The following is a 20,769-nucleotide window of genomic DNA, read 5'->3' as shown; positions in this document are numbered from 1 at the left end:
GACATGCCCACCATCAAGGTCGTCAACATCACCCCGAAGGCGCTGAGCGGCGACCGGCTCCTGGACAGTGAGCCCAATCTGGCCGTCAACCCGGAGAACCCGGACCAGATGGTCGCGACCGCCTTCACCCCCGATCCGATGGGCGGCCCGCTGGCCCCGGTGTACGTCTCCGCCGACGGAGGGAACACCTGGGTGCTGAACAGCGTCGTCCCGGGCAACGGGAGCCTCGGCACCGGGGACATCAGCATCGGTTTCGGCGCGCGGGGCGGCCGGCTCTACACCGGCATCCTCAACGGCCGGACCGGCGACATGCAGATCCTGCGCGCGCCGAACATCGCCTCGCCCACCCCGATGGGCGTGCTCGTCGACCGGACCGACGAGGACCAGCCGTGGGTCGTCGCCGTCAGCGTCACGGCGGACGGCCACAGCAACGACCGGGTGTACGTCGGCAGCAACGACTTCGCCTCGCCGGCCAACACCGCCACCGTGGACGTCTCGGGCGACGCCGGGACCGGGCCCGCCCCGGCCGGCTTCGCCCCCGTCCGGCTCGACCGGCGGTCCGGGGTGGTCTTCGACGGCCCGCCGGTGCGGATCGCCGCGCACCCGGACGGCACGGTCTACATCGTGTTCATGAGCATCACCGCCGAAGCCCCGCTGGACCGGGCCCGCAAGACCTTCGACGTCGTGGTGACCCGCGACGACAAGGGCGGCGTCGGGCCGAGCCCCTTCGAGGACCTCCTGGACTCGGCGGACGGCGAGGTCGGCCAACGCGCGGTCAGCGGCCGCAAGGTGCGGTTCAACCCGCAGCAGCGGACGCTGGGCCAGGAACGCACCGGTGCGGACCTGTCGATCGCGGTGGACCCCACGGACTCCAACAGCGTCTGGGTCGCCTACTGCGACAACCTCGGCGGCGCCGTCCCCACCGACTACGTGCTGCACACCCTGCACTCGGCGGACCGCGGGCAGACCTGGTCCACGGCCCGCCCGGACGTGGTCAACGGCAAGAACCCGTCCTTCGCCGTCAACTCCGACGGCCTGGTCGGGCTGGTCTACCAGCAGCTGACCCACAACCAGTGGTCGACGGTGCTGGAACTCAGCGACGACGGCTTCCGGACCGTGGAGAGCCAGGTGCTGCACCAGGCCCCGGGCGACGTCCCGCCGGCCGGGAACCAACTGCCCTACCTCGGCGACTACATCCGGATGGTCACGGTCGGGAAGGACTTCTACGGCATCTTCGCCGGCAACAACACCCCCGACCGGGCCAACTTCCCGGTGGGCGTGACGTACCAGCGCAACGCCAACTTCACCACCCGTCAACTGCTCAGCACGGACGGCGTGACCAGGATCGCGCCGTCGATCGACCCGTTCTTCTTCCACCGGGCCGCGTGAGTTCCGCCGGGCGGCCCGAGCACCCGCACGGGCCGCCCGGCAACCGCAAGCCCACGGCGCCCGCCACGATCGGTCGTGGCGGGCGCCCTGCTGTCGGGCACTGCGGTCCGGGGGCCGGTCAGGTGGTGGCCGGCGTCAGGTGGTGGCCAGGCAGAACTGCACCAGCCCGGCGTCCACGTCGCGGATGATCTCCTCCATCTCCGCCCACCGCGGGTGGAACTCGGTGCCCCACTCGACGGTGAAGCCGAGCACCTTGCCCTGGTCGGGCTCGGCGAAGTGGCGGGCGTAGACGTAGTCGTCGCTGGTCCCGCTGGTCGGGTAGAGGTGGAAGCCGGTGATCGGCTTGTACGCCAGGCCGCGGACGCCCTTGAGGCCCTGGCAGAAGGCCTCGGCGAGCAGCACGGCGGCGTCCTCGTCCTCCTTGGGGATGTACTCGGCGTACGCGAGGTCGTCGGGCCGGCCGCGCTTGCCGTCGAAGTCGGCGTTGCGGAAGTTCATGTCGGGGTTGTCCGACTGGTTCTCGTCGTCGCCCCAGTTGTAGAGGATGTCCTGCGAGTAGCTGTGCACGTCGACGAACCACGCGGTCCGCGGGAAGTTCTCCAGCAGGGCGAGGACGTTCTTGGTCTCCGGTTCGGAGAACGCGCTCGGGCCGCAGTAGACCTGCGGGTCGCAGGGGTCGTTGGACACCCGGGCGTCGGCGGCCGGGTCGAAGGCGGTGACGAAGTCGAAGAGGAAGTCGTAGTTGCGGTTGAGGTCCACGCCCACGCAGTCGGGGTTGTGGCTGCCGCCGGTGTAGGCGGTGTTGCGGTTCTTGCGCCACATCGGCCGGACGGTCTGGCTGTAGTGCCGGCCGTCGGGGTTGACCAGGGGGAAGAGCACCAGGTCGATCCGGTGGAACAGGTCGCTGACCTGGCCGGCGGCGAAGGTGGTGCCGCCGTAGCCGAGGCCGGTGCCGTCGCGGTGGGCCTCCAGCAGGTCGGCGGCGAGGTGGACGAGGATCTCGCAGCTGCCCCACTCACGGGCGTGGACGCCGCCGATCATCATCACGCACGGCTTCGGGAGCGCCGCGGGGGCGCCGATCAGCAGGGCGTGGGAGGTGCGGCCCTCGCACGAGGGTTCGGGCAGGGTCAGGAGCTGGGTGACGTCGGGGTAGGCGGTGGCCAGGCTGGTCACGGCGGACTCGACCTCGGTGACGTTCAGGTACGGCATGGCGGGCCTCCCGGGTCAGCCGGTGAACTTGGCGGCCAGGCCGCGCGGGACGGCGTCGTCGGGGGCGAACCGGTCGCCGGACCCGATGTCGGCCTGGGCGGCGCGCCCGGCCTCACTGGCGTTGCCGGTCCAGGTGACGGTGACGCCCTCGCGTTCGAGGGCCGGCACCTGGGCGGCCGTGGCATAGACGTCGATGCCGATGCTGCCGTCCGCCTCGACGCGCGGCCGACCGCCGACGTCGGAGCGGGTTTCGCGCAGCACGGCGCGCAGGGTCTCCGGGTCCCTGGCGGTCACGCGCAGGCGCAGGATGTCTTCGTGCGGTTCGTTCGGAACGGCGGACATGGGGAGCTTCTTCCGGGTGCCGTCGGAGCGGGGCCGGAACGGTGTCCGGCAGGTCGCCCGGCGGCGCCGATATGAGGGTGTATGTCCGACGTGTACCTCGTATACCTCAGGATGCGTCGCCGCCGTAGAAGTCGTCAAGGGCGGGCTCCGGCATCCCGTCGAGCAGGCTGTCCAGGCCGCTCAGCATCTCCGCCTCGTCGTCGAACTCGGCGAACCTGGGCACCAGGGCGCGCAGTCGCGGGTAGTCGGTGGCGGGCAGCCGGTGCAGGCCGAGCCGCAGGGCCGGGTCCGGCTCGCTCGGGTTGTCGACCACCTGGCGCTTGTCGACCAGCAGGCAGCCGAGGTTCCAGGCGACGAAGGTGCGGTAGACCGTCAGCGCGCCGGCGTCGTCGAAGCCGGCCCGGCCGAGCACGGCCAGGATGTGCTCGGTGAGCTCCAGTACCGAGACCGGGCGGCGGGTGATCGGGACGGCCAGCGGGCGGGTCGCGACCAGTGGCAGGATCTCCGGGTGGGCGTGCGCGGTGGCGGCGAACGCCCGGGCGATCCGGCGCAGTTCGGTGCGCCAGCCGGCCTCGTGGGAACCGCGCCCGGCGCCGGCCCGCAGCCGGGCGTTGATCTCGTCGAAGTAGGCCTCGACCAGGCCGTCGATCAGCGCCTCCTTGCCCGGGGTGTAGCGGTACAGCGCCATCGACTCCACGCCGAGGTCGGCCGCCAGCCTGCGCATCGTCAGCGCGGCCAGGCCCTCGCGGTCGACCAGGGCCACGGCTGCGCCCAGCACCAGCGGGCGGCTCAGCCGGCCCCGCTTCTCGGGGGCGTCCTGCTCGACCATCTCCGCACTCCTCCGGGTCGGTGGCAGCGTCGTCGGTCGTGCCCGGGCCGGACTGGCGGCTCGGTGGACCGGCGGTGGCGCGGGGCCGCTGCCGGGGCGGTCTTCGGCGGACGTCACTCAGCGGATACAGACCAGGATACAAGGTAGGAATCAGACGTAAACGGGTGAACCGCTTTTACCGCCAGATTTCGCCGATCCCGCTGGTCAGCCGACCGGCGGCGGCTCGGCGCGGGTGGCGGGAACGGCGACCGGGGCGGCGGGATCGGTGGCGGTGAGTGACGGACCGCGCCGTGACGGTCGGTCGAGGGGCCGGGCGGTGCGGCGGGAGCGGTGACCGGGACGACCGGACCGGTCGCGGTGCGTAGTCGGGCGCCCGGGGCGGGCGGCCGGGCGGCGCTCAGTCGAGCAGCAGCCGGACGGCGAGGACGGCGACCAGGGCGGCGGAGCCCAGGGCGGTGAGCAGCCGGCCGCGCGGGCCGGTCAGCGCCCGGCCGAGCAGCGCGCCGCCGGAGGCCAGCAGCAGCTGCCAGGCCGCGGAGGCGGCGAAGGCGCCGAGGGTGAAGGCGGCCCGGGCCGTGGCGCCGTCCCGGCCGCCGCCGCCGAGCACCAGGGCGGCGAAGTAGAGCACGGTGAGCGGGTTCAGCAGGGTGATGCCCAGCAGGGTGAGGAAGGCCCGGGCCGGGGTGGGCGGCGCGGCCCGCGGCCCGGCACCGCCGCCGGGCCGGACGCGCAGCGCGGCGACGGCCGTCCGGGCGGCCAGCGCCAGCAGGACCAGGGCGGAGACGATCCGCAGCGGGCGGGCGACCGGTTCGAGCAGCGGCGCGAGACCGGCACCGCCGGCCGCCGCGAGCAGCGCGTACAGCCCGTCCGCGGTGGCCACGCCGAGCGCGGCGCAGGCGCCGGTGCGCAGCGAGGTGCGCGCGGTGAGCGACACCAGGTAGGCCCCGACGGCCCCCACCGGGACGGCCACGCCGAGCCCGGCGAGCAGCCCCGCGGCCAGCGCGGCGCTCACGTGCGCGCGGCGTCGGGCCTCCGGGGACGGCCGGACCGCTGTCGGACCGCGGCCGGGCGGGCGGCGGAGGTCACGGGCAGCGGGCGGGCGGCGGAGTCGGTCATGGGCCGATGGTGGCGGCCCGGGCCCGGGGGCGGCAAACGGTTTTCCCGGGCCCCGGGGTAGCGTGGGCCCGACCCCGTGATCACCGTTCCCGAGGAGAGTCGATGAGCAGTCAGAACGACCCGGTGCGAGCGATGTTGGCGCAGGCCTGGGCCTCCTGGGCGGAGCGGGGCGCGGCCCTGTCCGCCGAGGACTGGGACCGTCCCACCCGGCTGCCCGCGTGGACGGTACGGGAGCTGTTCGCCCATGCCGCGCCGGTGCCGGAGATGTTCGGCGGGCTGCGCGGGGCGCTGCTGGACGGGCCGGCCGAGATCACCACCGGCGCCGGGATCCTGCGCGCCTACAACCGGCCCGGCGGCCTCGCGCACACCGCCGCCGGGCAGATCGCCGAGACGGCCAGGCAGGCCGCCGGGCGGACCGAACCCGCCGTGCTGATCGCCCGGTTCGGGGTCGAGGGGCCGGCCGCCCTGGCCGGGCTCGCGGACCTGCCGCCGGACACCACGGTGGCGCACCCGCTGCTCGGCAGCGTGGCGCTGGGCGCGCTCGGCGAGGTGGCGCTGATGGAGGCGACCGTCCACCTGCTCGACCTGGTCGCGGCCGTCGGCGGCCCGCCGCCCGCGGAGGGCGCGCTGCGCTTCACCCGCGCGCTGCTGGCGGAGGTCGCCGACCCGGTGGCCTTCATCGAGGCGGCGACCGGGCGCGGCTCGGAGGCGGTGCTGCCGGTGATCCGGTGAGGCTATGAGGCGGTCGTCGGGTGAGACGGTCGTCGGATGACGCGGTCGTCCGACGAGCCGGTCGCCCGGTGAGGTGGCCGTTCCGCGAGCCGGTCGTCGGATGAGGCGTATGCGTCTCATGTCATGAGCCTTTCAAAGGTGCGGGTTTGCTGTCACGCTGCTGCTCCCGACCCGCTCCCACGAGAGGCTCCGATGAGAAGAATCCTGCCCGCCCTGACCGGCGCCGCCCTGTTCGCGGCGACCGGCCTCGCGGTGCTCGCCACCCCCAATGTGGCGAGCGCCGCGGCCTGCACACCCGCCCAGGTGGTGGCCAACGGCGGCTTCGAGTCCGGCAGTTCACCCTGGACGGCGCCGAGCGGCGCGATCACCGGCGACAGCGGACAGAGCGCGCACTCCGGCAGCTCCTACGCCTGGCTCGACGGCTACGGCTCCAGCCACACCGACACGCTCTCGCAGTCCGTCACCCTCCCCACCGGGTGCGGCACCGCGACGCTCGGGTTCTGGCTGCACGTCGACACCGCCGAGACGACCGGCGGCACCGCCTACGACAAGCTGAGCGTGAAGGTCGGCTCCACCACCGTGGCCACCTACTCCAACCTGGACGCCCAGGCCGGGTACGTGCACCGGACCGTCGACGTCTCCGCCTTCGCCGGCCAGGCCGTGACGCTCGCCTTCACCGGCGTCGAGGACTCCAGCCTGCAGACCAGCTTCGTGCTGGACGACGTCACCCTGGACGTCTCCGGCGGTACCACCCCGCCCCAGCCCGGCGACCCGACCCGCACCCCGGTCGCTCCGGCGTACAGCGTCGACCTCAGCAGCGACGCCTCCGGCGGCAGTTGGACCGGGCACGAGAGCGTGACCTTCACCAACGCCTCGCCCACCGCGCTGAACGAGGTGTACCTGCGGCTGTGGGACAACGCCCACGGCAGCTGCCCCAGCACCCCGATCACGGTGACCAACGTGACCGGCGGCACGCCGTCCCCGCTCACCGTGAACTGCACCGCGCTCAAGATCACCCTTCCGGCCCCGCTCGCCCAGGGCCAGAGCGGCACCGTCGGCTTCGACCTCGGCATCACCGTGCCGAGCGGCGCGGACCGCTTCGGCCACGACGGCGCGTACAACTTCCTCGGCAACGCCCTGCCCGTCCTGGCGATACGGGACGCGGCCGGCTGGCACCTCGACCCGTACACCAACAACGGGGAGTCCTTCTACTCGGTGGCCTCGGACTTCACCGTCACCCTGGACCACCCGACCGGCCTGCTGGTGCCCGCGACCGGCACCTCGGTGGACACCCCCGGCACGGCCGGACGGACCGTCACCAAGGCGACCGCGACCAAGGTGCGCGACTTCGCCTGGGGCGCCGGGCCGTTCACCAGGATCTCCGGCACCTCCGCGGCCGGGGTGAAGGTCAACGTCTACTCGGTGGCCGGGATCAGCGCGGCCGACTCCAAGTCGATGCTCTCCACCGCCACTTCGGCGGTCGACGCCCACGCCCAGCGCTTCGGCGCCTACCCGTACGGCGAGCTGGACGCGGTGATCGACAACAACTTCTGGTTCGGCGGCATGGAGTACCCGGGCTTCGTCCTCGACCTGGTCAGCACCACGGCGCTCACCCACGAGATCGGCCACCAGTGGTGGTACGGCATCGTCGGTGACGACGAGTACACCAGCCCCTGGCTGGACGAGTCCTTCACCGACTACGCCACCGACCTCGCCCTCGGCAAGACCGGCAACGGCTGCTGGAACAGCGTCTCCTGGGCCTCGTCGGCGGAGCGGATCACCAACTCGATGGCGTACTGGGACGCCAACTCCTCCCGCTACTCCACCGTCGTCTACGGCTACGGCAAGTGCGCCCTGCACGACCTGCGCCGGACCATCGGCGACAGCGCGATGACCACGCTGCTGCGGAACTACGCGCAGGGGCACTGGAACGGCGTCTCCACCACCGCCGAGTTCAAGGCGGCGGCCCAGGCCGCCACCACCGTGGACCTGACCTCCTTCTGGAGCCAGCACCGCATCGACGGCTGAGCCGCGCGGCCCCGCGGCGCCGCCCCGGTCCCGGCCGGGGCGGCGCCCTCCGGCGCCTCCCCGACGCCGACTGCAGCGCCCCCGTCGACGCCCCTTGACGCCGCCGCGGGCCGGGAGGACGCTGTCCGTATACGACATAAGCGTCTGCCGTATACGGACAGTCGAAAGCGCACGACCAAGAGTCGCGAGCTCCCGGCGCTGACCGACCGCTGGAGCGATCATGTCGACCAACCACTACGTGGCGCTGCCGGACAGCACCCGCGTCCCGCTCGCCGGAGCACGGGTCATCGGACCGGCCCACCCCCAGACACCCCTGACCGTCACCGTCTACCTGCGACGCGACCCGGCCGCGCAGCCGCGTCCGGACGTCTACGAGCTGGCACTCCAGGCGCCGACCCGGCGCACCCTGCCCAGCGACGACCAGTACGCCGCCACCCACCGGTGGCTGGATACCGATCTCAAGGCGGTCGAGGCCTTCGCCGCCGAGCACGGCCTCAAGGCCGCCAACCCCGACCCGCTCGCCCGCAGCATCCAGCTGACCGGCAGCACCCGGGACGTCGCGGACGCCTTCCAGGTGACGCTGGCCCGCTACCGCTACCAGGACGCCAACGGCGCCCCCCAGACCTACCGCGGCCGGGAAGGGCAGATCTACGTACCGGCGGAGCTCGACGGCATCGTCACCGGCGTCTTCGGCCTGGACAACCGCCCGATCGGCACCCGGCTGCTGATCCGCCGGGCCGCCGACAGCGTCCCGGTGACACGCGCCACCCCGACGGTCCACCCCGGAGCCTTCCTGCCACCGCAGCTCCAGGCGCCGTACGCCTACCCGGCCGGCACCGACGGCAGCGGGCAGTGCATCGCCGTCCTCGCCTTCAACGGCGAGACCCCACCGGGCGTCCCGTCCGGTGGCTACTCGCTCGAAGCCCTGCGGAACTACTTCGTCAACGTCCTGCACCAGGACATGCCGGAGATCACCAACGTGGTCGTCCCGGGCGTCGGCACCCCCGGCAACGAACCCGGCCAGGACGCCGACTTCGACACGGCCGACACCAGCGGCGAGATCATGCTCGACCTGGCGGTCGTCGGCGGCCTCGCCCCCAAGGCGAGGATCGTCGTCTACTTCAGCAGGTTCACCGAACAGGGCTGGGTCGACGTGATCACCCGGATCGTCAACGACACGGTGAACCGGCCGACGGTGATCTCCTCCAGCTACGGCAACCCCGAGGCCAACCCCGGCAGCCGGTGGACGGTCGGGGCGATGAAGCGGGTCGACGCCGCGTTCGCCAGCGCGGCCGAGAAGAACGTCAGCATCTGCTGCGCCTCGGGCGACGACGGCTCCCGCGACCAGATCCACGACGAGCGCGCCCACGCCGACTTCCCCGCCGCCAGCCCGCACGTGCTCGGTGTCGGCGGCACCAGGCTGGCGGTCTCCCACGGGCAGGTCGTCAGCGAGGTCTGCTGGGACAACGGCCCGGGCAGCCGGACGGGCGGCGGCATCAGCAAGGTCTTCCCGGTGCCGCCGTACCAGGCCGACGCCCAGGTGCCGCCGTCGGCCAATCCGCCGCACGCCCGCGGGCGCGGTGTGCCGGACGTGTCCGCGCTGGCCGACCCGGACACCGGCGTGGTCGTCCCGAGCGTCGACGGCGTGCACTTCAACCAGATCGGCGGCACCAGCGCCGCCGCCCCGATGTGGTCCGCCCTGCTCGCCCGGGTCAACCAGGCCCTGCCCGGGTCCGCCCAGGTCGGCTTCCTCAACCCGCTGCTGTACGCGAAGTTCGCGAGGGGCGTCCTGCGGGACATCACCCAGGGCAGCAACGGCGCGTACGCCTCCGGGCCCGACTGGGACCCGTGCACCGGCCTCGGCAGTCCCGGCGGTCAGCAGCTGCTGGACGGCCTCAGGGCGCTGTAGACCCGGACGTCGGACGTCCGCACCGACGGGCCCCCGCCTCGGCGACGGGAGCCCGACGGACGGCCGGTCAGCCCAGGGCGAGCGCGCGCAGGCGGTCGGTGGCGCCGTTGAAGTAGTTCTGGTCGCCGGGGAAGGTGCCGGAGTCGGCGAACTGCCAGAAGGTCTGGTAGCCCCAGCCGTTCGGCAGGGTGCCGACGGAGGTGGAGTAGCGGGCTATCCAGAGCGGGTTGGTGGTGCCGAAGCCGCCGTAGTTGCCGGTGCACTGGGTCCACCAGTTGGTGGTGGTGTAGATGGTGGGGTAGCGGCCGGTGCGGGAGCGCACGGTGTTGCTGAAGTCGCGGATCCAGCTGACCATGGCGCTCTGGCTGAGGCCGTAGCAGGTGGCGCCGTAGGGGTTGTACTCGATGTCCAGCGCGGGCGGCAGGGTCCTGCCGTCGGCGGACCAGCCGCCGCCGTGGCTGACGAAGTAGCCGGCCTGGGTGGCGCCGGAGGAGGCGTTCGGCAGCGCGAAGTGGTAGGCGCCGCGGATCAGGCCGGCGTTGTACGAGCCGTTGTACTGCTGGGCGAAGTACGGGTTGGTGTAGCCGGTGCCCTCGGTGGCCTTCACGTAGGCGAACTTGGCGCCGTTGGCGGCCACCGAGGACCAGTTGACGTTGCCCTGGTGGCTGGAGACGTCCAGCCCCGGGGTCTGGGTGGCGGCGAGGGAGGCGAACGGGGTTCCACCGTCGCGGCCCTCGTGGGCGGCGACGGTGGAACCGGCGAAGTCCTGCTCGGGGTGGAAGCCGGGGCGGCCTTCGACGACGGGGGCGACAGGGGCGGGGTCGGCCGCGTACGCGGGGGCGGCCACGCCGGCGACCAGGGCGGTCGCGGCGGCGAGGGCGGCCGGCGCGGGCAGGCGGCGGCGGGCCGGTCTGTCGGTGCCGGTCGTGGTGCGGGCGGAGCGGGAAGAGCGGGGCATGAGCACTCCTCTGGTCCGTGCGAGGGGAAGGTCGAGACGACCCGGTACGGCCGGGGTCGGACCGGCCGTACCGCAGAGTAGCCAGGTACCCGCTACTGCCGCCAGGCAGCTTTTTTCACAGCGTGAACGCACCTCACGCGGGCCGGAACACCGTTGCGAGCAACGGGTGTTGCCGGTTCTGCCGGTCCGCCGGGGATCAGTGCCGCAGGGTGAGGAGGCCGGGCCGCCAGGGGAGCTGGTCGTACGGGGCGGTCGAGCCGGGGACCATGCCCTGGTAGAGGAGCTGGAGGTTGCAGGGGTCGATGGTCATGGTCTGGTCGGGGTTCTCGCGGACGAGGTCGCCGTGGCTGATGTCGTTGGTCCAGGTGGCGCCGCTGTTGGCCTTGCCCGCGAAGGGGTTGCCCTCGGTGGCGGCCTGCGGGGTCCAGGAACCGTTCAGGCTGGTGGCGGTGAAGGAGCGGAAGTAGCGCTGCTCGCTCGCGCCGCGGGCCTCGACGATCATCAGGTACTGGTTCTGGCCCTTGACCTTGTAGACCTGCGGGGCCTCGAAGAGGTTCTTGACCGTGTCGGTCATGACGGTGGTGTAGGAGGAGCCGAAGTTGCCGGGGAAGTTCCCGATCGGCATGCTCGCGCGGTAGATGCTGCCGTTGTCGCCGGCGAAGAACAGGTACATGTTCTGGTCGTCGGCGATCAGGGTCTGGTCGATCGGGCCGGTGCCGGAGTTGGGGATGCTGCCGGTGAACAGCGGCTGCGGCGCGGACCAGCCGTTGGGGTTGGTCGGGTCGCTCGACGTGCGGTAGACGAACGGCCACGCACCCCACTGGTACGCCAGCACCCAGATGTTCCTGGGCGCGAAGTAGAACAGCGTGGGCGCCACCGCCCGCTCGCTCATCCCGGTCTGCCCGGCCGAGGCCATGTCCGACCAGTTGGTGAAGGGGGCGAAGGCCATCGAGCCGTAGGAGGACCCCGAGACGTTCGAGGCGTAGACCAGGTGCTTGCCGTTGTAGACGACGTCGGTGTAGTCCTTCAGCGCGGCCCAGCCGTTGGCCGGCTGCGCCAGCGCGCCGGTCGAGGACCAACGGTAGGTGGACGGCAGGGCGCAGTTGCCGCCCGGCGGGGTGGTCCCGGACAGGCCGGACCACTTCTGGTTGCTGCCGCCGTTGCAGTTCCAGAGCCCCACCGACGTGCCGTTGGCCGTGCCGGCGCCCGTCACGTCCAGGCACAGCCCCGACTCGACGCCGACGATCGTGCCGTCGGAGTTCACCCGCCACTGCTGGTTCGCGCCGCCGCTGCAGCCCCGGATCTGCACCTTGGTGCCGGGCGTGGTGGCGTGGCCCGGCACGTCCAGGCACTTGTCGCCGTACACGGTCAGCTGGCTGCCGGACGTCGACGTCCACAGCTGGTTGGCACCGCCCGAGCAGTCGTAGATCTGCAGGGACGCGCCGTCGGTCCGACTGGCGCCCGTCACGTCGAGGCACCGGCCGGAGCCCGTACCGCGCAGGGCGCCGCTGGTGGCCGCCTGGGCGGGGGCGGCGACGAGCGTCGCCGCGAGCGCCGCCCCGGCCGCGACCACGGCGGTGAGCACCGCCGGCAGCTGCCTGCGGCGGGAACTTCGTTGGTGCATGGGATCTCCCTCTTCATGGATGGAGCTGTCGCCCAGCTCTGTCAACGCCCGCATACCGGGGGCGCGCGCCTGTCGAGCGCGCGCCCGCGCGGCTCAGCTCACTTGAAGGTCCAGTGCTGGTTGGCGCCGCCGTTGGAGTCCCAGATCTGGACGGGCGTGCCGTTGGCGGTCTGTCCGCCGGGGGTCTCCAGGGCGCGGCCGCTGGCGACGTTGGTGAGGGTGTAGGAGCCGTCGCTGTTCCGAGCGGCCTTCCAGTGCTGGTTGGCGCCGCCGCTGGGATCCCAGACCTGCATCCTCGTCCCGTTGCCCGTCTGGCCGGCCGGCTCGTCCAGGGCGCGGCCGCTGGCGATGTTGGTCAGCGTGTAGGAGCCGTCCCCGTTCTGGTCGGCCCGCCACTGCTGGTTGGCGGCACCGGCGGCGTCCCACACCTGGAGCGGCGTGCCGTTGCCGTTCTGCCCCGCGGGCTCGTCGAGGACGCGCCCGCCGGCTCCCGCCGCCGAGAGCGTGTAGACGGTGCCGGAGACGATGCCCCCGCTCGGCGTGCCGCTGCCACCGCCGCCCAGGGCGGTGAGGACCGCTCCGTAGGCGGGCTTCCTGTTGCCGTTGTTGTCGAACAGCAGCGGGTTCTCGCCGGTGCGCCAGGAGTCGCTGTCGCGGATGCCCCACACCGTGATGCCGGTGCAGCGGGTGACGTTGAGGCAGGTCCTGACGGCGGAGGCGTACGCGGTGGGGGAGGCCTGGGCGATGTCGAGCTCGGTGAGCTGGACGTCCACGCCGAGCGCGGCGAAGCTGGAGAGGGTGGTCTGGAAGTTGGACGGCGGTCCGCCGGCGCCGAAGTGGCTCTGGAAGCCGACGCAGTCGATGGGCACGCCGCGGGACTTGAAGTCCTTGACCATGCGGTAGACGCCCTGGGTCTTGGCGTCGGACCAGTTCTCGATGCTGTAGTCGTTGTAGCAGAGCTTGGCCGAGGGGTCGACGTTCCGCGCGGTGCGGAACGCCTCCTCGATGAAGCCGTCGCCCAGCACGTTCTGGAACACCGAGCCGCGGTGCTGGCCGCTGCCGCCGTCGGCGAACGCCTCGTTGACCACGTCCCAGGCATAGATCCTGCCCTTGTAGTGGTTCATCTCGGCGGTGATGTGGTTGTTCATCACGCTGCGCAGCGTGTTCGCGTCGCCGATGGAGCTGACCCAGTTGGGCAGTTGGGAGTGCCAGACCAGGGTGTGGCCGCGCATCCGCTGGCCGTGGGTGTTGGCGTGGTTGACGATCGAGTCCGCGGGGCCGAAGTTGAAGTTGCCGCGGGACGGCTCGACGGTGTCCCACTTCATCTCGTTCTCCGGGGTGACCATGGTGAATTCCCGGTCGAGGACGGCGGAGTACGTCGAGTCGCCGAGCCGGCCGGCGGCCACGGCGGTGCCGAAGTAGCGGCCGCTGTCGGCGGCGGCCGCGCCCAGCGTGGTCGCCCCGGCGGCCTGCGCCGTGGGGATCGCGGTGACGGCGCCGGCCGCGCCGACGAGCAGGCACGCGGCCGTCGTCAGGGCCTTGCGGAGGCGGGGTTTCGTGGTGATTCGTGGCATGACGGATCGTTCTCCTCGGGTGGGGGGATGCCTGCACACCGGACGTGGCGCCCGCCTTGCCGGTCAGCGCATACTGTTAGCGCTAACAATTCGCGGCGGCCGCGGGCCCTGTCCGGAATGTTCAGGTGAGGTCTCCGACAGGCGATGTACGGCGTCGACAGGACCGCGCCCGTGGGTGGTCGGCGCGCGGGGCCGGGGAGCCATGACCTCCTCGGACTTGTCGACGGCGCCAGTGTTGGCCTGAGCCCGTCAAGCTGTCAACGCTTTCGGCGAAAACGGCGACAACTTCGCTCGGCCCCGGGGCCCTCTCGTCGGAGAGCGGCGCCGGTCAGGCGCGTGGCGGTTGAGCCGACGCAGCGTCAGCCATGCGGAGGAGCGGCGAAACTTTCGAAGCGCGGTTCACGGCCGGCCGGGCGCCACGGCGCTGGAGCGCACCACCAGGGTGGTGGAGAGTTCGAGGCGGGTGGGGGCGGTCGGGGCCTCGCCGGCGCGGAGGGAGAAGATCAGCCGGGTCGCCTGTTCGGCCATCTCGCGCAGCGGCTGGCGGACGGTGGTCAGCGCGGGGCTGGTCCACTGCGCGATGTCCAGGTCGTCGTAGCCGACCACGGACAGGTCCTCGGGGACGCGCAGGCCGCGGACCCGGGCGGCCTCCATGACGCCGAGTGCCTGCAGGTCGCTGCCGGCGAAGATCGCGGTGGGCCGGTCGGGGAGCTCCAACAGCCGCCCGGCCCGGGCGAATCCGCCCTCGGCGTGGAAGTCGCCGAAGGCGGTCAGCGCCGGGTCGACCGCCAGGCCGGCCATGGCCAGCGCGGAGCGGTAGCCGTCCAGCCGCGCCAGCGAGCAGAGGGTGTCCTCGGGGCCGGTGACGATGCCGATGCGCCGGTGGCCGAGCTCGATCAGGTGCCGGGTGGCGGCCAGGCCGCCGGCCCAGTTGGCCGAGCCCACCGAGGGCACGTCCGGGTCGGGGTTGCCGGCCGGGTCGACGATGACGAACGGGATGGAGCGCGCGCGCAGTTGGCGCTTGAACTCGGGCGGCAGGCTGGAGAAGACCAGGACGACACCGAGGGGGCGCCGGCGCAGCACCGCCTCGATCCACTCCGGTCCGGGGGCGTGGCGTGAACCGCTGTGGGTGACCACCACCGCCGCGCCGTGCTCGTTCGCCACCGCCTCGACGCCGCGGAGGAGTTCCATCGCCCAGAGGCTGTCGAGCTCGTGGAAGACGATCTCGACGAGCGGCGCCTCGCCGCCGCCGCGCGCGGTGCGCCGGTAGTCGTGGTCGTTCAGGACCTGCTCGACGCGCACGCGGGTGGCCGCCGCCACGTCGGTACGGCCGTTGAGGACCTTCGAAACCGTCGAAACGGAGACCTCGGCCTCGCGCGCGATGTCCGCGAGGGTCACCCGTCCCAGTTCATCGCCCTTTTCCATGGGGGGCAGCATAAGGCACGGGCAGCACAGGGCAGTTGGCGCGGCAACGCCTCGGCATTCCGTCCGCCCGGGGGCTTGACCCGAAACATGTCCGCAACCTAGCGTCCCCGCCATGCAGTTATTTCGAGAAACCCGTCGAAACTTTAGGGGAGACCCGATGAAGAGACGCGCTTTCGCCGCCGCCTTCGGACTGGCCGCGGTCATGGTCGGGACAGCCGCCTGCGGCAGTGGCGGCTCCTCCGCCGGCGGAGGAGCCGGCACGATCCACGTGCTGGTGTACGGGGACGCCAGCAACAAGGTCGAGAAGCAGCTGGTCGACACCTTCAACAAGACGTCGAAGGTCAAGGCCGTCCTGGACACCATCCCCGGCGCGGACTACCAGGCCAAGCTCAACACCGTCATCAACACCCCCCAGGCCCCGGACGTCTTCTTCAACTGGGGCGGCGGCAGCATCCAGCCCTACGTGAAGTCCGACCTGCTGCTCCCGCTGGACGACATGATCGCCGCGGACCCGGCGCTGAAGAGCAGCTTCCTGCCCTCGGTGTTCAACACCGCGGTGATCGACGGCAAGTCCTACGGCATCCCGATGCGCGGCACCCAGCCCGTGCTGCTGTTCCACAACAAGAAGGTGCTGGCCGACGCCGGCCTGAGCGTCCCGAAGACCTGGGACGACCTGCTGAGCGCCGTTCAGGTGCTCAAGGGCAAGGGCATCACCCCGTTCGCCCTCGGTGGCGGCGACCAGTGGCCGACCCTGATGTGGTACGAGTACGTCTTCGACCGCGTCGCGGGCCCCGAGCTGTTCCGGAAGGCGCTGTCCGGCGACAGGAGCGCCTGGGAGAGCGCGGACGCCAGGAAGGCCCTGGGCATGCTCAAGCAGCTGGTCGACGCCGGGGCGTTCGGCTCGAACTTCGACTCGGTGAAGTTCACCGACGGCGGCTCCCCGGCCCTGCTGGCCAAGGGCAAGGCGGCCTTCGAGCTGATGGGCTCCTGGGAGTACGCCACCCAGCGGGACGCCGACCCCGACTTCACCAAGGACAAGCTCGGGTACAGCAGCTTCCCCGCCGTCGCCGGCGGCAAGGGCGACCCGGCCGACCTGGTCGGCAACACCAACAACTTCTACTCGGTGCTGAAGAAGAGCAAGCACCCCGAGGCGGCGGCCGCCTTCCTGAAGCTCATGTACTCCGACGAGTTCGTGAAGGCGCAGCTGGCGATCGGCAACCTGCCGACCACCACCAACACCGAACAGTTCCTCGCCACCTCGGACAGCCCCGACTACTCGAAGTACCAGTACGACCTGGTCAAGGCCGCCCCGTCGTTCCAGCTGTCCTGGGACCAGGCGTACCCGCCGGCCGCCAACACGCCGATCCACACCGCCGTCCAGCAGTTCTTCGACGGCAAGCTCGACGCGGACGGCTTCATCAAGGCCATGCAGGCCTTGCCCGCCTCCTGAGACGGATCGCCATGAGTGCTACCTCCCTAGACCCTCCGGCGATCGGGGCGCGGCCCCGCCGGACCGGCGTCGGGGTGACCCGCCCGGGCCTCGCCTGGGCGCTGCCCGCGACCGTGTTCTTCCTGGTGTTCGCGGTTCTGCCGCTGGTCCTGGTGGCGGTGCTCTCCTTCACCAGCTGGAACGGCGTCGACGCCCCCCGGTTCAACGGCCTCGCCAACTGGACCAGGCTGCTGCACGACCCGGTCATGACGCAGAGCGTCGGTCTGACCCTGGTGCTGACCGTGGCCGGGGTGGTCGTGCAGACCCCGGTGAGCCTCCTGCTGGGCGTGTGGGCGGCCGGGCACCAACGCAACCGGGCCGTGCTGTCCGCGATCTTCTTCGTGCCGCTGCTGCTGTCCGCGACCGCGGTCTCGGTGGTCTGGCGCGCCATCCTCGACCCCAACTTCGGCGTGCCCGCGCAGCTGGAAGAGCTGTTCGGCCGGAGCAACCTGATGGGCAGTCAGAACAGTGCCCTCGCGGTGCTCACCTTCGTCGGCATGTGGCAGTGGACGCCCATGCACGCCCTGCTCTACCAGGGCGGCGCCCGGGCGATCCCGCAGGTGCTCTACCAGGCCGCGTCGATCGACGGCGCGGGCAGGGTGCGGCAGTTCTTCCACATCACCCTGCCGCAGCTGCGCAACACGGTCATCACGTCGGTGATCCTGATGCTGGTCGGCGGCCTCACCACCTTCGACACCGTCCTCATCCTCACCCAGGGCGGCCCCGGCACCGACACCACCAACAGCGCCTACTACATGTACCAACAGGCCTTCAAGAGCTTCGACTTCGGTGCCGGCTCGGCCATCGCCCTGGTCCTCGTGGTGGTCGCCACCCTGATCTCGCTCGCCGTCGTACGGCTGTCCGGCTACGACAGGATGCGCGGCACCACGGAGGGACTGTGATGCGACGGCGTCCCAACCACCTCGCCGGGCTCGGCTCGCTGGTCTGGCTCGCACTCGTCGGCTTCCCGCTGTACGTGCTGCTGATCGCGACCTTCCGGACCCGGTCCGACTACTCCTCGCGGGGACCGCTCACCTTCCCCGCGCGGCTGACCCTGCAGAACTACGTCGACGACTTCTCCAACGGGTTCGGCCGCGACTTCCTCAACACGCTCCTCGTCACCGTGAGCGTGGTCGCGATCGTGCTGCTCGTGGTGCCCCCGCTCGCCTACGCGATCGTCCGCGCCCGGGGCAGGGCCATCGGGACGGTCTTCCGGGTCTTCCTGCTCGGGCTGGCGATCCCGGCCCAGGCCGTGATCGTGCCGATGTTCTACGTCATCAGCAAGGCCGGCCTCTACGACAACCTGCTCGGCGTCGTCCTGCCCACCGCGGCGTTCTGCCTGCCGGTCTGCACGCTGGTGCTCACCGGCGCGATGCGGGACATCACCGGCGAGCTCTACGAGGCGATGGCCATGGACGGGGCCACCCCCTGGCGGGTGTTCTGGCAGCTGGTGCTGCCGCTGTCCCGGGGCGGCCTCTCCTCCGTCGTGGTCTTCTCCGCGCTGCAGGCCTGGAACGGCTTCCTGTTCCCCCTGATCCTCACCCAGTCGGAGGGCACCAAGGTCATCACCCTCGGCCTGTACGAGTTCCAGACCGAGCACGGCGTGAACGTGCCCGGCCTGCTCAGCGCCGTCGTGCTGTCGACGCTCCCCGTATTCATCGTCTACCTGTTCGCCCGCCGTGCCTTGGTCCAAGGCCTGATGGGCGTCGGAGGAAAGTGACCGGCACCATGAACCCGGCCGTCCCGTCCGCTGAACCGACCGCCCGCTGGCGCGACCGCGCGCTCAGCCCCGAGGAACGCGCGGACTCCCTGCTCGCCGAGATGACCCTGCCGGAGAAGCTGGCCCAGCTCGTCGGCGTCTGGGTCGGCGCCTCCGACGAGGGCGGCGACGTCGCCCCGCACCAGCACGACATGGAGGAGCCGCCCGCCCTCGACGACCTGCTCCCCACCGGACTGGGCCAGCTGACCCGGCCCTTCGGCACGGTGCCGGTCGACCCGGCGCTGGGCGCGCTCTCCCTGGCCCGCAGCCAGCAGCGCATCGCCGCCGCGAACCGGTTCGGCATCCCGGCCCTCGCGCACGAGGAGTGCCTGGCCGGCTTCGCCGCCTGGGGCGCCACCGCCTACCCGGTGCCGCTCTCCTGGGGCGCCACCTTCGACCCGGACCTGATCCGGCGGATGGCCGCGGCCGTCGGCCGCGACATGCGCGCGGTCGGCGTCCACCAGGGCCTCGCCCCGGTCCTCGACGTCGTCCGCGACGCCCGCTGGGGCCGGGTCGAGGAGACCATCGGCGAGGACCCCTACCTGGTCGGCACGGTGGCCACCGCCTACGTGCGGGGCCTGGAGTCGGCGGGGATCGTCGCCACCCTCAAGCACTTCGCCGGGTACTCGGCCTCGCGCGCCGGACGCAACCTCGCCCCGGTCGGCATGGGTGCGCGGGAGCGTGCCGACGTGATCCTGCCGCCGTTCGAGATGGCGGTGCGCGAGGGCCGGCCCGGTTCGGTCATGCACGCCTACACCGACACCGACGGCGTCCCCTCGGCCGCCGACGAGGCGCTGCTGACCGGGCTGCTGCGCGACACCTGGGGCTTCGAGGGGACGGTGGTCGCCGACTACTTCGGCATCGCCTTCCTCAAGGTGCTGCACGGCGTCGCCGGGGACTGGGCCGAGGCCGCCGCCCTCGCCCTGGCCAGCGGCGTGGACGTGGAACTGCCCACCGTCAAGACCTTCGGGGAGCCGCTGCTGCGCGCCGTCGAGGACGGGACGGTGCCGGAGGCGCTGGTGGACCGGGCGCTGCGCCGGGTGCTGACGCAGAAGGCCCGACTCGGCCTGCTGGACGAGGACTGGGACGCCGTCCCGGCGGCGCTCGCCGGCCGCTCGCTCGACGACCCGGCCGCGCTGCGCGGCTCGGTCGACCTGGACCGCCCGGAGAACCGCGCCCTCGCCCGGGAGATCGCCGAGCAGGCGGTGGTGCTGCTGCGCAACGACGGCACCCTGCCGCTGCGCGGCCCGCGCCGGATCGCGCTGATCGGCCCCAACGCCGACACCCCGACTTCGGTGCTGGGCTGCTACGCCTTCCCGGTGCACGTCGGCAGCCAGCACCCCGGGGTCCCGGTCGGCATCGAACTGCCCACGCTGAAGCAGGCGTTGGCGGCCGAGTTCCCCGACAGCGAGATCCGCACGGCAGCGGGGGCGAGCGTCGACGGGCCCGACACGTCCGGCTTCGCCGAGGCCGTCGAGGCGGCCCGGCAGGCCGAGGTCGTGATCGTCGCCCTCGGGGACCGGGCCGGCCTGTTCGGGCGCGGCACCAGCGGCGAGGGCTGCGACGTCGAGTCCCTGGAACTGCCCGGGGTGCAGCGGCAGTTGCTCGACGCGCTGCTGGACACCGGCAAGCCGGTGGTGCCGGTGCTGCTCGCCGGGCGCCCCTACGCGCTGGGACGGGCGGCGACCGAGGCGGCGGCCCTGGTGCAGGCCTTCTTCCCCGGCGAGGCCGGGACCGAGGCGATCGCCGCCGTGCTCAGCGGCCGGACCAACCCCTCGGGCCGGCTGCCGGTCAGCATCCCGGCCCGGCCGGGCGTGCAGCCCTCCACCTACCTCGCCGCCCGGCTGGCCGGACCCAGCGAGGTGTCCAGCACCGACCCGACCCCCGCGTTCGGGTTCGGGCACGGCATCGGCTACACCACGTTCGCCTGGACCGATCTGGAGGTGGACCGGGCCGCCGCCGCGACCGACGGCGAGCTCGGCCTCGCCTTCACCCTGCGCAACACCGGTGAGCGCGGCGGCAGCGAGACCGTCCAGCTCTACCTGCACGACCCCGTCGCCTCCGTCGTCCAGCCGGTCATGCGGTTGATCGGCTACCGGCGGATCACCCTCGACGCGGGCGAGCGGACCCGGATCAGCGTCCGCGTGCCCGCCGACCTCGCGTCCTTCACCGGACGCGACGGCCGGCGCGTCGTCGAGCCCGGCGAGCTGGAGCTGCGGATCGCCGCCTCCAGCACCGACGTCCGGCTCACCGCCACCGTCCGACTGGACGGCCCGGTCCGCGTCCTGGACCACACCCGGCGCCTGCACGCGGACTTCCGGTGCACCTGATCCACCACCGCGCCGGCCGGCACCGGAACCTTCCTCGCACCCATGGCAATCCCGAC

The 20,769-nt window shown here is 72.2% G+C and carries 15 protein-coding genes and 1 pseudogene; 8 read left to right on the top strand and 8 right to left on the bottom strand.

What is annotated here, in order from left to right:
* The first annotated feature begins 3 nt into the window (after positions 1 to 3).
* Positions 4 to 1,389 (top strand): hypothetical protein, encoded by a 1,386-nt coding sequence (locus tag ACZ5GH_RS01930; protein ID WP_464333198.1) that lies wholly within the window; start codon positions 4 to 6, stop codon positions 1,387 to 1,389.
* A gap of 135 nt (positions 1,390 to 1,524) precedes the next feature.
* Here the strand turns inward: ACZ5GH_RS01930 and ACZ5GH_RS01925 are convergent, their stop codons facing one another.
* The 4 genes from ACZ5GH_RS01925 to ACZ5GH_RS01910 form a co-directional block, all read right to left on the bottom strand.
* Positions 1,525 to 2,598, bottom strand: coding sequence for a M14 family metallopeptidase (locus ACZ5GH_RS01925; RefSeq protein WP_387747930.1), 1,074 nt, complete (start codon positions 2,596 to 2,598; stop codon positions 1,525 to 1,527).
* Between the two features lie 15 nt (positions 2,599 to 2,613).
* Positions 2,614 to 2,940 (bottom strand): hypothetical protein, encoded by a 327-nt coding sequence (locus ACZ5GH_RS01920; protein WP_387747932.1) that lies wholly within the window; start codon positions 2,938 to 2,940, stop codon positions 2,614 to 2,616.
* A 106-nt stretch (positions 2,941 to 3,046) separates the two neighbouring features.
* Positions 3,047 to 3,769 carry a TetR/AcrR family transcriptional regulator gene (locus ACZ5GH_RS01915; RefSeq protein WP_387747934.1) on the bottom strand — a complete coding sequence of 241 codons (723 nt, stop codon included), beginning with the start codon at positions 3,767 to 3,769 and terminating at the stop codon, positions 3,047 to 3,049.
* Between the two features lie 397 nt (positions 3,770 to 4,166).
* Positions 4,167 to 4,781 (bottom strand): LysE family transporter, encoded by a 615-nt coding sequence (locus ACZ5GH_RS01910; protein ID WP_464333197.1) that lies wholly within the window; start codon positions 4,779 to 4,781, stop codon positions 4,167 to 4,169.
* 206 nt (positions 4,782 to 4,987) lie between these two features.
* Between ACZ5GH_RS01910 and ACZ5GH_RS01905 the strand changes: the two genes are divergently transcribed.
* From ACZ5GH_RS01905 to ACZ5GH_RS01895, 3 genes are all read left to right on the top strand, one after another.
* Positions 4,988 to 5,617: a maleylpyruvate isomerase N-terminal domain-containing protein gene (locus tag ACZ5GH_RS01905; RefSeq protein ID WP_387747938.1), complete on the top strand. Its 630-nt coding sequence runs from the start codon at positions 4,988 to 4,990 to the stop codon at positions 5,615 to 5,617.
* A 192-nt stretch (positions 5,618 to 5,809) separates the two neighbouring features.
* Positions 5,810 to 7,645, top strand: coding sequence for a M1 family metallopeptidase (locus ACZ5GH_RS01900; protein ID WP_464333196.1), 1,836 nt, complete (start codon positions 5,810 to 5,812; stop codon positions 7,643 to 7,645).
* A 220-nt stretch (positions 7,646 to 7,865) separates the two neighbouring features.
* Positions 7,866 to 9,554 (top strand): S53 family peptidase, encoded by a 1,689-nt coding sequence (locus tag ACZ5GH_RS01895; protein WP_464333195.1) that lies wholly within the window; start codon positions 7,866 to 7,868, stop codon positions 9,552 to 9,554.
* Between the two features lie 67 nt (positions 9,555 to 9,621).
* On the opposite strand, the gene ACZ5GH_RS01890 is transcribed toward ACZ5GH_RS01895, so the two are convergent.
* The 4 genes and pseudogenes from ACZ5GH_RS01890 to ACZ5GH_RS01875 all read right to left on the bottom strand — a co-directional run bounded on the left by ACZ5GH_RS01890 (position 9,622) and on the right by ACZ5GH_RS01875 (position 15,147).
* On the bottom strand, positions 9,622 to 10,512 hold the full coding sequence (locus tag ACZ5GH_RS01890) for a lysozyme (protein ID WP_387747944.1): 891 nt from the start codon (positions 10,510 to 10,512) through the stop codon (positions 9,622 to 9,624).
* A 196-nt stretch (positions 10,513 to 10,708) separates the two neighbouring features.
* On the bottom strand, positions 10,709 to 12,136 hold the full coding sequence (locus tag ACZ5GH_RS01885) for a non-reducing end alpha-L-arabinofuranosidase family hydrolase (protein ID WP_464333194.1): 1,428 nt from the start codon (positions 12,134 to 12,136) through the stop codon (positions 10,709 to 10,711).
* Positions 12,137 to 12,237: 101 nt separating this feature from the next.
* Positions 12,238 to 13,710, bottom strand: a pseudogene (locus ACZ5GH_RS01880) (glycoside hydrolase family 10 protein); the annotation flags it as partial.
* A gap of 399 nt (positions 13,711 to 14,109) precedes the next feature.
* On the bottom strand, positions 14,110 to 15,147 hold the full coding sequence (locus ACZ5GH_RS01875) for a LacI family DNA-binding transcriptional regulator (protein WP_464333193.1): 1,038 nt from the start codon (positions 15,145 to 15,147) through the stop codon (positions 14,110 to 14,112).
* Positions 15,148 to 15,337: 190 nt separating this feature from the next.
* Here ACZ5GH_RS01875 and ACZ5GH_RS01870 point away from each other — a divergent pair, with 190 nt between their 5' ends.
* Genes ACZ5GH_RS01870 through ACZ5GH_RS01855 form a run of 4 tightly spaced genes read left to right on the top strand, consistent with a single transcriptional unit; the run spans position 15,338 to position 20,713 of the window.
* Positions 15,338 to 16,585, top strand: coding sequence for an ABC transporter substrate-binding protein (locus tag ACZ5GH_RS01870; RefSeq protein WP_464336780.1), 1,248 nt, complete (start codon positions 15,338 to 15,340; stop codon positions 16,583 to 16,585).
* An 11-nt stretch (positions 16,586 to 16,596) separates the two neighbouring features.
* Positions 16,597 to 17,526, top strand: a complete 930-nt coding sequence (locus ACZ5GH_RS01865; protein WP_387747949.1) for a carbohydrate ABC transporter permease — start codon at positions 16,597 to 16,599, stop codon at positions 17,524 to 17,526.
* The gene (locus tag ACZ5GH_RS01860; protein WP_387747951.1) at positions 17,526 to 18,344 is read left to right on the top strand and encodes a carbohydrate ABC transporter permease; all 819 of its coding nucleotides are present in this window, start codon (positions 17,526 to 17,528) and stop codon (positions 18,342 to 18,344) included. Before ACZ5GH_RS01865 ends, ACZ5GH_RS01860 begins: the two co-directional genes overlap by 1 nt.
* Before the next feature lie 8 nt (positions 18,345 to 18,352).
* Positions 18,353 to 20,713: a beta-xylosidase/alpha-l-arabinosidase gene (locus ACZ5GH_RS01855; protein ID WP_387748077.1), complete on the top strand. Its 2,361-nt coding sequence runs from the start codon at positions 18,353 to 18,355 to the stop codon at positions 20,711 to 20,713.
* Positions 20,714 to 20,769: the final 56 nt, after the last annotated feature.

Source organism: Kitasatospora sp. Xyl93 (assembly GCF_055383135.1).
This window is presented reverse-complemented; position numbering and strand designations above follow the sequence as displayed.

Excerpts from the sequence above, each read along its gene's own strand:
- ACZ5GH_RS01930 (WP_464333198.1), top strand. The coding sequence starts at position 4 with ATGCCCACCATCAAGGTCGTCAACATCACCCCGAAGGCGCTGAGCGGC.
- ACZ5GH_RS01925 (WP_387747930.1), bottom strand. The coding sequence starts at position 2,598 with ATGCCGTACCTGAACGTCACCGAGGTCGAGTCCGCCGTGACCAGCCTG.
- ACZ5GH_RS01920 (WP_387747932.1), bottom strand. The coding sequence starts at position 2,940 with ATGTCCGCCGTTCCGAACGAACCGCACGAAGACATCCTGCGCCTGCGC.
- ACZ5GH_RS01915 (WP_387747934.1), bottom strand. The coding sequence starts at position 3,769 with ATGGTCGAGCAGGACGCCCCCGAGAAGCGGGGCCGGCTGAGCCGCCCG.
- ACZ5GH_RS01905 (WP_387747938.1), top strand. The coding sequence starts at position 4,988 with ATGAGCAGTCAGAACGACCCGGTGCGAGCGATGTTGGCGCAGGCCTGG.
- ACZ5GH_RS01900 (WP_464333196.1), top strand. The coding sequence starts at position 5,810 with ATGAGAAGAATCCTGCCCGCCCTGACCGGCGCCGCCCTGTTCGCGGCG.
- ACZ5GH_RS01895 (WP_464333195.1), top strand. The coding sequence starts at position 7,866 with ATGTCGACCAACCACTACGTGGCGCTGCCGGACAGCACCCGCGTCCCG.
- ACZ5GH_RS01890 (WP_387747944.1), bottom strand. The coding sequence starts at position 10,512 with ATGCCCCGCTCTTCCCGCTCCGCCCGCACCACGACCGGCACCGACAGA.
- ACZ5GH_RS01885 (WP_464333194.1), bottom strand. The coding sequence starts at position 12,136 with ATGCACCAACGAAGTTCCCGCCGCAGGCAGCTGCCGGCGGTGCTCACC.
- ACZ5GH_RS01875 (WP_464333193.1), bottom strand. The coding sequence starts at position 15,147 with ATGCTGCCCCCCATGGAAAAGGGCGATGAACTGGGACGGGTGACCCTC.
- ACZ5GH_RS01870 (WP_464336780.1), top strand. The coding sequence starts at position 15,338 with ATGGTCGGGACAGCCGCCTGCGGCAGTGGCGGCTCCTCCGCCGGCGGA.
- ACZ5GH_RS01865 (WP_387747949.1), top strand. The coding sequence starts at position 16,597 with ATGAGTGCTACCTCCCTAGACCCTCCGGCGATCGGGGCGCGGCCCCGC.
- ACZ5GH_RS01860 (WP_387747951.1), top strand. The coding sequence starts at position 17,526 with ATGCGACGGCGTCCCAACCACCTCGCCGGGCTCGGCTCGCTGGTCTGG.
- ACZ5GH_RS01855 (WP_387748077.1), top strand. The coding sequence starts at position 18,353 with ATGAACCCGGCCGTCCCGTCCGCTGAACCGACCGCCCGCTGGCGCGAC.